Here is a 14,947-nt window from a genome sequence, read left to right as displayed (position 1 = left end):
AATATGACTGAAACTTGACAGGACATAGTACAGAAAGTACGGGAGGGTTCTATTGATGCAAATTATACATAAAACAGACACCTGGCCTCCTAGTGCAGGTGATTATAAAAACTGTTTGGTGTTATATGATGATAATTGGAACGACTATCGTTATATTACACTGTTTCATGCAGTTTTTTGTGATGATGATGGCGAGTGCATAGACATCGGTGATGTGAAAATTTATTATTACGACTATGACAAAAAGCGAACTGATACCTATGGGAAGGCTGTCGCTAGTGTTATTGACAAAAATATCACTCAACTAGACAAAAAATTTTGCTCTTTGGGGCAGACATTAAATTATTATCAAAAACTTAAAAATAACTGTCCAAATGATTACCTTGACATCTTGAAAAGACTGAATGACATTGCAATCGACCATGATTTGAGAAATGAATTCATAGAAGAGGATGGAGTTCAGACATCACTTCTTCGAGATTCAAGTGCAGAAAAGGCCTTGAACGAGGCCGAATTGTTATTAAAAACAAATCAATTACTTGAGAAAGATGTTTCATTTAGCTATTTTGCAAAAGTGCCTTACAATACAGATAGAACACACCTCTTTTTTGATTTCAAGAAAAATGAAAATCTTCCTTACCGAATAAATGCATTGATTGGAAAAAATGGCGTAGGAAAGACACAAATTCTTTCACATCTTGCGGAGTCACTTAGTGGGATTACAGAAAACGTTTCAGAAAAAGAAGAATCGTTTAAAGGCAAGCGTCCCCCAGTGGATAAGGTTATATCGATTTCTTATAGTGCCTTTGATGAATTTCGTAAGCGTGTGGCAAAAGACAATGATTATAAAGACAACAGTTACGCATATTGTGGAATACAGTCCGAACATGGAACTTTATCCTTGGATGATCTGAAGCGTAATTTTCTTAAAGCATTAGAAACCATTCGGCAGAGTAAGCGCTTGAAATCGTGGAAAATTATCATGCAGGAGTTGATTGAGAAAGAGCATCTTGATTTGATTGAACAGACTGTAGAAGGTGAGATAGATAACATTCATTGGAGTTCAGGCCAATATATATTACTCTGTACAATGACTGAAGTAGTAGCAAAGATTGAAAAAGAGTCTATTTTACTTTTTGACGAACCAGAGCTACATTTGCACCCTAATGCAGTTGCCAATACGATACGAATGCTTTATAGATTGCTTGAAGAATTTGATTCTTATGCGATTTTTGCGACACATTCGCCTTTAATTGTTCAAGAAATTCCTTCAAAATATGTGAAGATATTGTCGAGAATTGATAATGTTCTTACGGTGAGAACACCTTCACTGGAATGCTTTGGGGAAAATGTTACGAATATTACAAATGATATTTTTGATGTAAATGAATCAGAAAGCAATTATAAGACAATTCTAAATAATCTGAGCAAAAAAATGAGTTTTGATAATGCTTTAAAGATTTTTGATGGAACGTTGTCTTTTAACGCAATGATTTATTTAAAAGGATGTTATAGGGACGAGTAAGAGATTATGAAACAGTTGAACGAACCAACAATGAATAATGAAGAGATATTTGAAAATGTAATCCAAGGCAAAACATACAAGAATGATCATTGTAAAAAATGTCGTATAACACAAAAAGATTGCCGAGTGTGCGGCTATGGGAACCGTGGGAAAATGATGAATATTAAAGATAAGGTTTTTCAGCGATACAAATTTTATCTTCAGAATAAAAATAAATTAAATGAAATTAGACCTATAAAAATGCTGAATCCTGATGAAGTACAACTAATGAAGGACTCTTATAAAACAAGCAAAGTATTCCAAGGGGTTAAAAAACAACTGCTTGAAAATGTTCCTAAAGAGCGTAGGGATGTATGTCCATTTTGTATGATCTCAGAACCGACAACCATAGATCATTATTTCTCGGAAAGTGAATATCCAGAGTATATTATATTTGCACCTAATTTGGTTCCGTGTTGCAGTCATTGCAACACCTTAAAGGGAGAGCGATTGTTTCTGAAAAATGAAGATGAGATAAAAAGAACAATTATTCATTTTTATTATGATGTTCTTCCAAAGACAAAATATCTTAAATGTACATTTTGCGTAACTGATAAAATTCCACAAATTTCGTTTCGTTTAGAATTTGAGTCCGAAACAGAGATTACGAGAATTATTAAGGACCATTTTAAAACACTACATCTGCTTGAACGGTATCAAGAACGGAGCAATGGTATTTTATCTACAGAATGCAAAACTATTAGAATGTGCCTAATGAATGATTGTTTAGTAAAGAAATTGGTTCAATTATTGAGAATTAAAGCACAATTTTTAGAGGAAATATTTGGTAGAAATTACTGGAAAGCATGTATTTACAGAGCAATGAGCGAAAGTGAAGATCAATTGGTGAAGTTGGTAGAAGACTAGTAAGCGGTCGTTAAAACAGCGGTGTGTACACAAATAGCCTGAGATAGTATTATTATCTCAGGTTATTGCGTATGCATCGTTTTTATTTTCTTATTTATGAGGTAAGATCGATGTTCCATGGGAGAAGTTGGCGGAACCTTTCAGGATCAAATACCTCAATGTTGGTAATCTCCGTTAATACTTTTCTCAAGTATTTTTCAGGATCCAACTGATTAAGTTTGGCCGTATATATCAGCGACAACGCAACGGCATTAGCCCTTGCGCCTTCAAAAGTTGATGAAAACAGCCAGTTTTTTCTCCCCATCACGCTCTCTTTGACAGCACGTTCTGCGCTGTTGTTGGACAATTCAAAATATCCTTTTTCAAAGATGTTCAGAATATTCTTTTCTTGACCCAGGGCGTATTTTTTGGCTCTTCCCAATGATGACTTGGCAGATGCGGTAACTGAAACTATCAGGGAAAGTCATACCGTTTAACATCGGTCAGTTCTTAAACCGCCCAAATCATACATTTTTAAAGCGCCCTTGACAAGAGTTAACAATTGCATTTTTTGAATCTTTATTATTTACATTCGGATTATGTATAAAAAATTCTGTTGATGTTTGCCTTAAATTCCACAGTCCTGCATCCAACGCCATACCACATTAAATATTCTTGTAATTTCCTGATATGCAACTTGACTTGCTTCAAAAAAAGCAATTGCCATTATGAAACCTCAGTTCTTATCAACTTGTTTTCACATCTTAACCAATCATAAGATCGTTGCTTGCTAATCACCGCATAAAGGTGTGTGATTATTAAAGCAGCACAGGAGTTCTCGCTCCATATACATAACTTTGCTCTTACTTACCAATGAAAATTTTTAATTTTGTTTTCGTAAACAACATAGACAAAAACCACAAAACAGCTAAACTCAAAATCAACACAAGCAAATTAGAAACAATCTTCGGCATTGCAACACAACTAAAGGCTTTATGTAGAACTTGTATAACAACCTGATTCAAACAGAGATACACAATGGAATTTTTCCCAATACCCATCAGCCATTTAAACTTGCCCGTCTTACATATAAGTTTTGAAATAGAAATACCCAAACATATGGATAATAACACATTAATCCAGAATAATGGTAAAAATCCGTACCGTCCCTCTCTCATATTAACATACCCATTAACAAAAATTAGTCCAGTAGTAACAATCCCTACAATCAGTATTTGAACCAAATTCATATTATATATTTTTGTCAATTTGTTCTCATATTTTTTGCTTATCTGACCCATCCAATATAACCCTAATCCGACGCAAGCCGCACTTAGTGCCCACGGAAGTGGATACGGTAATATCTGATCAGCAAAACTACCAATAAGAACAGCTGGAATTATCAGCCACTTAACATTCCATTTGTCAAACAAGAAATAAATAATATCAGTCAAAAAAAGCGCAGTTAAAAACCATAACGCTCCTGCAATTGGAAGTCCCTCTGTATTAACGGTAAGTAAATGGAGAACAGGATTGATAGAAAATCCAACAATAGTCACTAATAGAAGATAATGAAAAAAACCAAATGAAACATATGGAATCAGTAAAGATTTTACCTTTCTATCAACATATTCCTTGGTGCCGTACTTTCCTGTTCTGTAAAAAAAGCCCGAAATAAAGAAGAACATTGGCATATGAAAAGCATGGATAAGATGATCAAATATTTCACCAAATCCGATATGCCCCATCACCATTGCTATGATTCCAAGTCCTCTAAATGCATCTACATAGTCTAATCTCTGCTCTGCTCTCAAAATTCTAATTCTCCTTCATCTTTTAAATATCAACAGTACTATTATGATGGGTACACACCGCTATTTTAACGACCGCTTACATTTAAAGCCATCCTTGACAGATATTTAATTTATTGTTATACGCTATAACTTAGATGATTCAATACATTTTTTCATCTCTCTTCGTAGCACTTAATAATAGATTCTTTAAATTTTTTCCAATACTATTGTTTTTTGAAAATATATAAAATACAAATAGTGATATGATATATAATATAGCACCAATAACAATCTTAATGAATAAAGAAACAATAGATTTAGTAGAAAAAGTAATATGAATCAGAACAACATACATTACAATCCCAGCAACTAAAAAAGGAGATGCCATCTTTATCATCTTAAAAATTTTAACTTCCTCTTTAACTGAATAAACCTGATACACACATACGGTCATCTCCGCAAATAAAGTTCCTATTGCAGCTCCCACTGAACCTTTTCCGCTTATCAAGGAATAGTTAATTACAAAATTGACTATTGAACCTAAAAAAACAGAAATGATATACTCCTTATCTCTTTTCATAGGAATCAAATATTGTGTCCTTATAACATTAGCAACTCCTAAAAATAAACAGCTTGGTAATAAAATATTGAAAAGGATAATACATATATAATAATTATTTCCCAAAAATATAGGAACAAATATATCAGATACACCCATCAATCCGAAACAAACAATAGATACAATAGCAATTACAAATATAACTGAATCAAGCATGTATCTATCAGCTCTTTCTCTCTCACCTTTGGATATAACATTAGACATTTTAGGCAACATCACAGTTCCAAGAGAATTAATTAAAGCCATCGGAACTTGTATAACACGTTCAGAATAATCGTAATATCCTACTTCAGACATCGAACTTAATGCTCCTAGCATAATTTTATCCATATATTTATATAAACTAATAGCAATAACAGGAATGAATAATATTAAGTTAGGCTTTATATGTTTGACTATATCGCCAATGACAATTTTCTCCATATGAACAAATCTAGCGAGATATACCCAGAGAACGCATTGACCAATTATTGTCCCCATAACAGAAATAAGAGCATATATATATACATCACCCGAATCTTTTACCAATAAAAATATCAATAATGTTGATATAATTTTGATAACGGTATTCCTAGTAACCGTAATTTTAAATTGTTCCATTCCAAAAAAGAACCAATTTATATCGATAATACCAGAAATAACATAAATCAACAATATCCACGTCATTATATTATTAGAGAACAGTATCGCATAACATACATATACGAACGTTGCAATCAATCCACATATTAATTGTAATGCATACACTGACCAAAACTCTTTTGATAAAATTTTATTATCGTCCCTTATAGACGCTATGGTTCTATTCCCGTAATTATTCAATCCTAACATTATAAATAGAACAAAGTAAGTAGCAATTGCGTATGAATACGAATACATACCCGTGTTTTTAGCACCTAAAACCCTTGACAAATAAGGCGTTGTAATCAAAGGTATCATAATTATCAATAATTGATACAAAGAATTATAAATAAAATTTTTCTTGATATTTCCCACATTAAAACACTGATCCTTTATATCCATATAATTTTATAATACACTGGCTATTTTACGAACTTCATCAACAAAAATATCCTCTTGTCTCCTTATAGAATCTCTGTATTCATCAAATAATGTTCTATTAAGTTCATAATTATTCAAGCAGTCTGTAATTCGGTCAATTATTTTAGGAATGTTTTTTCCAAACATATCATATTTAAATTCATTAGGAATTGGAACATCTTTATCATTCCCAGCCGATCCTTCTTTATTAGTTATAACACAACACCCACATACAGCTGCCTCCCTAGGTATTCTATCTTTTCCTGGATGGTTCCCAAAATCTATATAGACCTTAGAACTAGTCATTACATTCATCATTTCTTTGTGAGTCATATTTTCCAAGGGAAGAAAATCGATTCCCTTGGCGTTATTAATTATCTTTTTAGTAAAATCAATTCCCTTTTTAGGATTATACAAAACAATATTCTTTTTTGGTTTAGAACTTTCATTAATTGTCCCACTAATAAATTCTGAACTTAAATAATCAGACAACGAATATATATTATCTTTCTTAATCCCCTTGTTAAATAAAAACAGGCGAGCATACTCAGACTGCACGCAATGAATGTATTTATTGTCAAAAGGATTGTACTTCTTCCTCTTCATACCTAAGGGAGCATATAATTTAGCATATTTTGTTTCCATAGATTTATAATAGTTATCTACGCTTAGCCACCAAATTACAACCTTAGCATTCTTAAACCTAGGCAAAAACCACAACTCACCTTCAGACAGCACGATCGTATTTTCCTTGCTATCTATTATCTTGTCAACCTTCTGGCAATTATACCTATTATAAGTTTTAGATAAATTTGCCCCTGTTTTCATAGTAGGAAAGCTAAACTTTTCATAATACGCCATTTTTGCATCTTTACCAATTTTATTCAGATGGTAACAAAATTGATGTAATAATTCTGGACCTCCGCTAACACAATTTGCATTTGCTACAATATATATCATTTATAAAACACTTCGCTTTCAGTTTCTTATTTTAAATCTATATTTATGATTAGAGTTAAGTAAAAAGACAAACAAAAAACCTATGGCAAACCTTATGCTCATCCAAGAGCATCTAACCATGCTAAAAAACATTGCATAATATATAAATGCAAGCATTACCTTAGATTTTGCATTATTAATTCCCGCATTCTTTTTATAAATCATACATATGACGTATCCATATACTATCGAAAATAGAACCACGCCAACATAACCACCATCTAAAAAGAAATTACCTATAAATGAATAAAATGAATTCGTAATCTCATCGGGAGCTACATACTTAGCATATTCGAAATACTCAGTATATTTGTCAGCTATAGTAAATACTGACCATTTCACTGGATTACCCGTTATAAGCTGAATTGCCTTAGGTATAATTCTCAAAAAACCATTACAGGATAGTACTCCATAAGTATATCCCTGAGTAAAATGATAATCACTTTGTGTAATCAAACTATCCATCAAGGGAACACATGAGCAAGCATAAAAATAAAAAGATTTAAATAGTTGCATGCCATAACCAGAAACTGTAATTACTATCCCAGCTCCAGCTAGCAAAATGTATTTAACCTTAGACTTTATTTTTACCATATATTCACTGCGATCAGTTAATGCCATAACTGCAAATGATAAAACAAAGAATATCAGTCTTGCTCTACTACCAGTTGCCATAAAGAACAATATATTTAAAAATAATCCTGAAAATATAAGAAACTTTTCTTTACGCTTGTATATTATCAGATAAACTGTTAACGCAACTAAGAAAAAATTAAAAGGATCAAAAAAATATACCGTAAAAACATCATTGCCTTCCCCTAATAACAATTTTGCATTTTTTACCGACCAACCAGAAGAAAATATCATAAATATTTTATTCAAATATATAGGAGCAACATATATATAATCAAATATTGTTATAGTCTTAATTAAAAAAAATGAATTAATATCTTCTTGTACTAATTTCTTGCCATTTCCATTAATCTTAATACTATTGGCTATTAAGTAGCCGATTATAAAAAAAGAAATACCTAAAATTATAGTCAATTCTGTACTGAAGCTGACTTCAACTATTTTGTATAAATGTAATCCGTATAGAAAACATATCGTTGTCCAAATAACAAGAAAAACTGTTAATGGACTTCCTTTATCTTTCTTTAGATACATATACATTAAAAAAAATAATAGTAGTGAAAATACTAAAAGCATCTTCTTACTCCTTCTTGTATTCTATGCTTTGCACTCCTCATGCCTTCAAGAAAATTAAATACGAACCTCAGAGTACGAACTTTATTATTTCTTACAAGATAGCACATCCATCGCCACTTTGTTTTTATATCACAATCGTTTACAATACTATTGTATATTTCCAAATGGCACAAACGCAAAAGATCTTTATCTGTTATTTCATCAGGAATGCTCCTTAATAAGGAAACAAATAAATATAATAATACTTCATTTTTATAAAGAACTTTTAGTTCTTTCGTCAATCTGTCAGGATATAACTTAAAAAAATCTTTTCTTGCTTCTAAAACACTATATAACTGTTCTGGAGTATTTTTAAACGCACTGATATGGTCTTTTCTATACATATATAAACACTTATCATAATAAGAAATGTTATTAGCATTCTCAAACGCATACATATTAAAAATATTATCTTGTGCTCGTTTCAGATTACAGTCAAATCTCAACTCATATTTGTCTAAAAAGGATTTTCTATACAATTTGCCCCACGGAACACCGATAGCAGTGGTTACCGTACCAGGATGATGCTTACTCAAATCTATAAGTTGTTCAAAGAAAAATGATTTTCCTTTTTCAGTGCTTGAAAAACTCTCCTCAAAAAAATGCTCATCTGATTGACCAGCATCATCAAATACCGTACAACCACAAGCAACGATGTCGCAATCATCCTTTTGAATATTATTAACTAATTCATGCAAAATATTACTTTTCAATAAGTCATCTGCATCAACAAACATAATATATTTTCCACACGCATGCTCCAATCCACAATTTCTTGCAACAGCAGCACCGCTATTTTCTTGATAAAAATAGTAAATATAATCATATTTTTTTGCATACTTTTTGGCAATTTCTGCTGAAGAATCTGTAGATCCATCATCTACTAGCAATATTTCTGAATTATCATAATCTTGTTTTAAGATACTCCTTATACAATCATCCAAGTACATCTCAGCATTATATACGGGCACAATAATAGATACTTTTTCTTGCATTTAATACCTGTTCTTTCAAAAAATAACCATACAACTAGAATTTATTAAACAACATTAGCAATCTATACTTCATTACAGATTTCCAACCTACATCTAACCTACCCAAATTATAAAACGCTCTAATTTTATGAAAAATACCCTTTCTATAAACTGCAAATGAACGTATACAATCATCAGCAGCGTAAGGAAAATATTTATTGATGCTTATGCATCTTAACGAAATACCCAGTTCTTTTTTCTTAACAAAATAGAAATCGTAATATTTTTTCATTTTATTAATCAGTGACTTAGGGGTTGCGCCACATGCATTACCACCATGAACTCTATAATGAATATAACTGTTGCTATCAAATATAAGTTTTCCTTTATAATGTGCAACCATATTTAGCCACACATCGTGCGTCAAACCTTTAGGGTTATCTATTTTCATTAATTCACGTTGTAAATTTTCATTCCAAACCATAGTGCAGCCATAAGGATTTGATATATAGCAATAATTATTGAATTTATTAATTATAGTATTAATTTCTGATTCAGAAAAAAGCATATACTCTCTTTTTTCGACTGTATCATATACCTTCAAGTTACTTGCGTATAATAATGGCTCATTTTTATCAATTTTATCTACAGCAGTTAATATTTTATCTTTTTCCCATATGTCATCCTGATCAGCAAATGCATAAAAATCAGCCTTAGCACAATTTTTAACCAAATACATAAAACTATTTGCGAATCCAATATTATCGCCATAGAATACAGTAATCATCTCTGGATATTCTTCTTTATATTTGCTAATCTTTTCTATGGTACCATCACTCGATCCATCATCCCGTATACTCAATTGAATAGATACGCCTTCTTGTTTAAGAATACTATTAATCTGATCATCAATATATTTTTCACCATTATAGGTTGACATCAATATATTAACTTTTTTCTTATCCATGGCTATCTCCTCTAGAAGTTTTTTCCCACACACCAGTATCTGTATTATATTTCTTTATGACTCTTGCAGGATTTCCAACAGCCATACAATAATCCGGAACATCTTTTGTTATAATACTTCCGGCACCTATAACACACTTTTTTCCAACAGAAGTACCAGGTAAAATAATGACTTTTTCTCCAATCCAAGTCCCATCGCCAACATAAACATCTTTAAACTTTAAATCTTGTTTCATGTATGGTACCGATGAATTTGCATCAATAGAATGATTTTCTGCAAAAAAGCAAACATCACTTGCAACAAGCACATTTCTGCCTATTACAATTTTTCCTCCACATAGTATTGTTACCCTATTGCAAAAATACGAACCATCACCTATGTATAGTTTCTTATCATTTTCTTTGTCATAAAAATTGATCCTGGTATCTCTGCCAAACGATATATTTTTTCCAATATTCATTTTATTAATTCTTTTTATTTGTCCGCTACGAACAAATAAATTGTTTTTGAATGTATTTGTAAAAAATAATATTGGATGCAAAAAAAGCATGTATAATTTTTTTATTGTTTTCTTCATATCTCACCGCATTAAATTACCGTTTATATAGCGCTCAGTATATGCTATCTACGAACCAAATTCCCCCTCTTAATCACTGCACGAGAATCCAATACAATTAATTGATTTTCTCAATCATTTTAATTTTAAAGTCATCTCCCCAGATAGCCTTCGAATCATATGGCCTATCAGGGAATCTTCCGTAATCAAGCTTTATGCTGAAATTATTCTCTTTAATAAAACGCTCTACACGATCTGCTAATTTTTCAGGCCTTCCAGAACATATATTGATAACACCATCCATTTCATCCTGTTTTACAGCATCTGCCACATATTTGCAGAATACATCATAATTAAGAAAATCAAACTGATTAAGTCCCATTGTAAACGGAAAATGTTCTTGACCACTATTTGCTGCTTGAACAATTTTAGAGAATATTGAACAACCATCCTTAGTATTTCCGACAATATAAAATCCTCTCAGCCATTGAAATTTAGCATTGTCATCTTCACACTTGAGTTTTAACAGCTCTCTAAGCGCATTCTTGCTTATACCATACAGACTTTGCGGATTGCATGGCGTTGATTCATTAATGCTTCCTTCGTAGAAACCTATTTCATGCATAGAACCCATGCATGCTACTCGTTTTACACCACCATCAATCAGTTTGCACAAAAAATCATAATGCTTTGGCAAATCATTAATATGATTGACAGAATTGTGCACAAATCCGTCTCTCCATGCCATATGCAATACTACATCCGGTTTTCCAAAGTATTCATATGGATCATCTAAGCCAAAAAGGTCCGCTTTAACAACTGTTGCTCTTTTGTCTATTAAATTATCTCGAAAGTCTGTAGCAACAACATCTATTCCATAATCTAAAAGTTGTTTCACAACACCCTTGCCAAGATATCCATTAGCCCCTGTAACTAAAATTTTCATTTATTGCTTTTCTCCATTCTGTCCGAAACAAAATCCACATTCATCAACTTACCAATCTTTTTTAAAATTGGACGTAAGCACTTAGGACTCAATTCTGAAACTCTGCATTTTAAATCATACTTCAAATTTTCAGAAAAAGTCATGACCGGTCTTGTTCCCGTGTCAATATGATATCCTTGTTTTTCAAATACCTTTATTGACTTTCTGAGATATTTGCTCTGAACAACCGTATGTGTAATTTCTAGTATGTTTCTGTCATCACCTAATGCTACTATATCAGATTGTAGATGAGTTTTATTGCGAACTTGGTTAAGTTCAAAAATCCACGCATTATAGTTGTCAGAACCAACCAAATCTTTAAGAAAATTCTTCTTCCATATTGCAGGTTGTAAACTTATTCCGTAGTCAGAATTTTCATCTAGAATATGCAAATACGGCTTGCCATCATAACTTTTTCCCTTAATTTTTGTTTGATTAAGCAATTTGCAAAAATCAACGTTGTTTTTCTCAATAATACGAACCAAATCTTCGAAATTATCCCCATTTACTGGTCGTGTAGTGAAAAAATCCTCCAAAAGCAATACTACGTAGTCTGTAGGAATAGCATCGATAGCTGTATATACTTTTTTACTCCACTCCGCATCTTCACCACACGGAATCACAGTTACGTTTTCATAATTTGGCATAAGAATATTTGATGCTAAAAACGTTTGGGGACGATCAGGCCAATATTTGTTTAATAACTCAAAGTAGTAATCCCAAACATCTTTGTATGGATCATACCCAATAATTAAAAGCGATATATTATCATAATTAATTGCATTCATATCAATATGCCTCCTTCTGAATATATCCAACCAATTGAAATAAATTACATATAGTATTTTTTCAAAGAATTGAAACACCACTTTATTAAGTGAATCACTACCAATGCTCTGTTGATACCTTCATCTTGAGTCTGTATTTCCCAAATTTGCTTTATGCTCTTTGTCTTTCCGGAACTAAGAGAATTATCCAGTATACGATATTTGACCAAGGACTCATTTATTCCGCACGCAAAAACATCATTTCTCAATAATTTCAGCCACGTTGCATAGTCTTGACCACCACGTCTTAAATTCATCCTAAAATCCCCCAAAGTACACCTATCAATAACAACGGACGACGTTGCAATCATCGTATTACTGAGCAAAAATTTATAGTCAATGCTCTTTTTAACCTGTCTTTTTCCTTTGATAAGCTTATCGTCCTTATCTATCATTTCAATAGCTGTATATGAAAAAGGAGAACTTTTCTCTTTCATTAACTTAATTTGCCGCTCAATCTTGCCCGGCATCCATACGTCATCAGAATCAAGGAAAGCAACATACTGCCCCTTTGCCAATTCAAGTGCCTTGTTTCGAGCATAACCGGCACCCATGTTCTTAGGCTGTAAATAATAAACCATCTCGGGATGCATCTTCTGGTATTTTTTTATAGCATTAGCTGAGCCATCACTTGATTGATCATCAACCAATATAATTTCAATATTCTCATATGTTTGTGAAAATACTGAAACCAACGTACTATCAATATATTTTTCTACATTATAGACCGGGATGATTACCGAAACTAACCCTTTTACGTATTCATTCGGCATTCTCAACGAATGGCTATCCAAAATCTCAACATCTGACATCCTTTATTTTCTCCTGATAATTTTATAAATCGTAAACACCCGTAACCCAATCTTGATGAAGCTTGTCTTTACCCATTGCAGCATCAAGATATTTTTTATGCAGCATCTTTGTGATTTTGCCAACTTCAGACGTAATTTCATAACGATCCACACTGTAAACAGGCGTAATCTCCATTGCAGATCCACAAAGAAACGCTTCATCAGCAACATAAAGCTCGGTTCTGTCAATCGTTCTTTCTTCTACATCAAGACCAGCATCTAATGCTAATTTAATCACAGTGTCCCTGGTAATGCTCTCCAGAACGCTGTCCGTTAATTTAGGAGTAATAATTTTATTGTTTTTTATCATAAAGAAACATGATCCAGGTCCTTCAGATATTTTTCCTTGTGAATTCAAAAATATACATGTGTCATACCCGTTTCTCAATGCTTCTCTTTGCCCCATTCGAGAGTTAATATAATTTGCACCACATTTGATTCTCGGGCTTAACACTGTATCATCAATTCTTCGCCATGACGTAATGCAACAATTGAGTCCTTTTTTATTATACTCTGCGCTCGTTTTTCCTCTAGAAATAGGCGCCACAAACATGTCTGAAGGCTCACTTGATCCCCATGATCCAAAACCATCAACAAAAGTAGTGGTACGAATAGAAATATTTTCATCGTATTCGTTTGCCTTAATAGTATCTATAATTGCTTTTTTTATTTCATCAAAACCATAGGATGCATCTATCTGCATCAATTTCATTGATTTTTCCAGTCTCTTGATATGGTCCTCTAATCTAAATATATAAAGCTGACCATTATCTGAATTCCAGTACCCTGGAATTCCTTCAAATACATTCAATCCAAATTGGGAAGTTGGAGCCAAGATATTAATTTTTGCATCATTGACATTCAAAATTTCGCCTTTAAACCAAATTCTTCTGTTCTCGACATCATATTTCATAATGCTCTCTCCTTCAAAATAACATTTCCTTATACGATTGTAGTTAAGTGATTTCTATTCGCCATCATCTGGAAGATGTGCTATCCGTATAATCTCTTTCTTGGCAATTTCTGCTGATTCGGCACTGCTTTTGGCCCCATCAACTTTTTCCTCGTATATGTCAGATTTTTTAAATACTTTGGCAATAGTTTCGATTATAATCTTAACGTCAAGAAAAATGCCCTTTTCCTTAAACTCATCAATATATTGATTGTCAAGAGTGACTTTCTCATCCCAAGAATTCTCGTTTCTTCCCCTAGCTTGCGCCAATCCTGTGATGCCACCCTTTACCTGAAATCTCTTCTTGTACTTTTTATTTAAAGTTTCGTATTCACCAAGTTCATAACTAACACATGGCCTAGGTCCAACTATCGATATATCACCTTTAAAAACATTGAATAGTTGTGGCAATTCATCAATGCTGGTGTTTCTTAGAAACCTTCCAACCTTAGTAACCCTTGGATCATTTGCATAATTGAACAGGCCTGTACCCATTTTTTCAGCATCTACAACCATAGATCTGAATTTATACATTTCAAAAATTTTTCCATCCTTAGTTCTTCTTTTCTGTGAAAAAATAATTGGGCCCTTTGAATCAAATTTAATTGCAATAGAAACGACTATCCAAACAGGGAAAAGAACTATAATTGATATACCTGATAAACAAATATCAAATATTCTTTTGAGAACCAAATTTAATTGCAACATAAATTTATTCATTTCTT

At 32.4% G+C, this 14,947-nt stretch carries 15 protein-coding genes; 2 read left to right on the top strand and 13 right to left on the bottom strand.

Annotated elements, in window-relative coordinates; translation table 11 throughout:
* The first annotated feature begins 55 nt into the window (after positions 1 to 55).
* Positions 56 to 1,525 (top strand): AAA family ATPase, encoded by a 1,470-nt coding sequence (locus tag LRC_RS00555; protein WP_014072723.1) that lies wholly within the window; start codon positions 56 to 58, stop codon positions 1,523 to 1,525.
* A gap of 6 nt (positions 1,526 to 1,531) precedes the next feature.
* On the top strand, positions 1,532 to 2,431 hold the full coding sequence (locus tag LRC_RS10205) for a hypothetical protein (RefSeq protein ID WP_014072722.1): 900 nt from the start codon (positions 1,532 to 1,534) through the stop codon (positions 2,429 to 2,431).
* A 94-nt stretch (positions 2,432 to 2,525) separates the two neighbouring features.
* On the opposite strand, the gene LRC_RS00545 is transcribed toward LRC_RS10205, so the two are convergent.
* From LRC_RS00545 to LRC_RS00485, 13 genes are all read right to left on the bottom strand, one after another.
* Entirely contained in the window at positions 2,526 to 2,885 is a 360-nt protein-coding gene (locus LRC_RS00545) for an IS66 family transposase (RefSeq protein ID WP_275078242.1), read from the bottom strand.
* A gap of 388 nt (positions 2,886 to 3,273) precedes the next feature.
* Positions 3,274 to 4,224 (bottom strand): acyltransferase family protein, encoded by a 951-nt coding sequence (locus LRC_RS00540; RefSeq protein WP_014072720.1) that lies wholly within the window; start codon positions 4,222 to 4,224, stop codon positions 3,274 to 3,276.
* Between the two features lie 139 nt (positions 4,225 to 4,363).
* On the bottom strand, positions 4,364 to 5,845 hold the full coding sequence (locus tag LRC_RS00535) for a flippase (protein ID WP_014072719.1): 1,482 nt from the start codon (positions 5,843 to 5,845) through the stop codon (positions 4,364 to 4,366).
* Positions 5,846 to 5,851: 6 nt separating this feature from the next.
* On the bottom strand, positions 5,852 to 6,823 hold the full coding sequence (locus tag LRC_RS11460; protein ID WP_014072718.1) for a hypothetical protein: 972 nt from the start codon (positions 6,821 to 6,823) through the stop codon (positions 5,852 to 5,854).
* 18 nt (positions 6,824 to 6,841) lie between these two features.
* Positions 6,842 to 8,071, bottom strand: a complete 1,230-nt coding sequence (locus LRC_RS00525; RefSeq protein WP_041819737.1) for an O-antigen polymerase — start codon at positions 8,069 to 8,071, stop codon at positions 6,842 to 6,844.
* On the bottom strand, positions 8,062 to 9,105 hold the full coding sequence (locus LRC_RS00520; RefSeq protein ID WP_014072716.1) for a glycosyltransferase: 1,044 nt from the start codon (positions 9,103 to 9,105) through the stop codon (positions 8,062 to 8,064). The genes LRC_RS00525 and LRC_RS00520 overlap by 10 nt, the downstream gene beginning before the upstream one ends.
* A gap of 34 nt (positions 9,106 to 9,139) precedes the next feature.
* Entirely contained in the window at positions 9,140 to 10,051 is a 912-nt protein-coding gene (locus LRC_RS00515; protein ID WP_014072715.1) for a glycosyltransferase, read from the bottom strand.
* The gene (locus tag LRC_RS00510; RefSeq protein ID WP_014072714.1) at positions 10,044 to 10,628 is read right to left on the bottom strand and encodes an acyltransferase; all 585 of its coding nucleotides are present in this window, start codon (positions 10,626 to 10,628) and stop codon (positions 10,044 to 10,046) included. Before LRC_RS00510 ends, LRC_RS00515 begins: the two co-directional genes overlap by 8 nt.
* 97 nt (positions 10,629 to 10,725) lie before the next feature.
* A complete protein-coding gene (locus LRC_RS00505; protein WP_014072713.1) occupies positions 10,726 to 11,553 on the bottom strand; it encodes an NAD-dependent epimerase/dehydratase family protein in 828 nt (275 codons plus the stop codon).
* Positions 11,550 to 12,380, bottom strand: a complete 831-nt coding sequence (locus LRC_RS00500) for a hypothetical protein (RefSeq protein WP_014072712.1) — start codon at positions 12,378 to 12,380, stop codon at positions 11,550 to 11,552. Before LRC_RS00500 ends, LRC_RS00505 begins: the two co-directional genes overlap by 4 nt.
* 44 nt (positions 12,381 to 12,424) lie before the next feature.
* The gene (locus LRC_RS00495; protein WP_014072711.1) at positions 12,425 to 13,231 is read right to left on the bottom strand and encodes a glycosyltransferase family 2 protein; all 807 of its coding nucleotides are present in this window, start codon (positions 13,229 to 13,231) and stop codon (positions 12,425 to 12,427) included.
* 22 nt (positions 13,232 to 13,253) lie between these two features.
* Positions 13,254 to 14,183, bottom strand: a complete 930-nt coding sequence (locus tag LRC_RS00490) for a branched-chain amino acid transaminase (protein WP_014072710.1) — start codon at positions 14,181 to 14,183, stop codon at positions 13,254 to 13,256.
* Between the two features lie 54 nt (positions 14,184 to 14,237).
* Positions 14,238 to 14,942 carry a sugar transferase gene (locus tag LRC_RS00485; RefSeq protein ID WP_143455457.1) on the bottom strand — a complete coding sequence of 235 codons (705 nt, stop codon included), beginning with the start codon at positions 14,940 to 14,942 and terminating at the stop codon, positions 14,238 to 14,240.
* Positions 14,943 to 14,947: the final 5 nt, after the last annotated feature.

The organism is Ligilactobacillus ruminis ATCC 27782 (assembly GCF_000224985.1).
GTDB lineage: Bacteria > Bacillota > Bacilli > Lactobacillales > Lactobacillaceae > Ligilactobacillus > Ligilactobacillus ruminis.
Note: the sequence above shows the minus strand (reverse complement) of the source record. Positions and strands in the feature narration are given on the sequence as shown.

Coding starts and splice junctions, on each gene's coding strand:
- LRC_RS00555 (WP_014072723.1), top strand. CDS start 56: ATGCAAATTATACATAAAACAGACACCTGGCCTCCTAGTGCAGGTGAT.
- LRC_RS10205 (WP_014072722.1), top strand. CDS start 1,532: ATGAAACAGTTGAACGAACCAACAATGAATAATGAAGAGATATTTGAA.
- LRC_RS00535 (WP_014072719.1), bottom strand. CDS start 5,845: ATGGATATAAAGGATCAGTGTTTTAATGTGGGAAATATCAAGAAAAAT.
- LRC_RS11460 (WP_014072718.1), bottom strand. CDS start 6,823: ATGATATATATTGTAGCAAATGCAAATTGTGTTAGCGGAGGTCCAGAA.
- LRC_RS00525 (WP_041819737.1), bottom strand. CDS start 8,071: ATGCTTTTAGTATTTTCACTACTATTATTTTTTTTAATGTATATGTAT.
- LRC_RS00520 (WP_014072716.1), bottom strand. CDS start 9,105: ATGCAAGAAAAAGTATCTATTATTGTGCCCGTATATAATGCTGAGATG.
- LRC_RS00515 (WP_014072715.1), bottom strand. CDS start 10,051: ATGGATAAGAAAAAAGTTAATATATTGATGTCAACCTATAATGGTGAA.
- LRC_RS00510 (WP_014072714.1), bottom strand. CDS start 10,628: ATGAAGAAAACAATAAAAAAATTATACATGCTTTTTTTGCATCCAATA.
- LRC_RS00505 (WP_014072713.1), bottom strand. CDS start 11,553: ATGAAAATTTTAGTTACAGGGGCTAATGGATATCTTGGCAAGGGTGTT.
- LRC_RS00500 (WP_014072712.1), bottom strand. CDS start 12,380: ATGAATGCAATTAATTATGATAATATATCGCTTTTAATTATTGGGTAT.
- LRC_RS00495 (WP_014072711.1), bottom strand. CDS start 13,231: ATGTCAGATGTTGAGATTTTGGATAGCCATTCGTTGAGAATGCCGAAT.
- LRC_RS00490 (WP_014072710.1), bottom strand. CDS start 14,183: ATGAAATATGATGTCGAGAACAGAAGAATTTGGTTTAAAGGCGAAATT.
- LRC_RS00485 (WP_143455457.1), bottom strand. CDS start 14,942: ATGAATAAATTTATGTTGCAATTAAATTTGGTTCTCAAAAGAATATTT.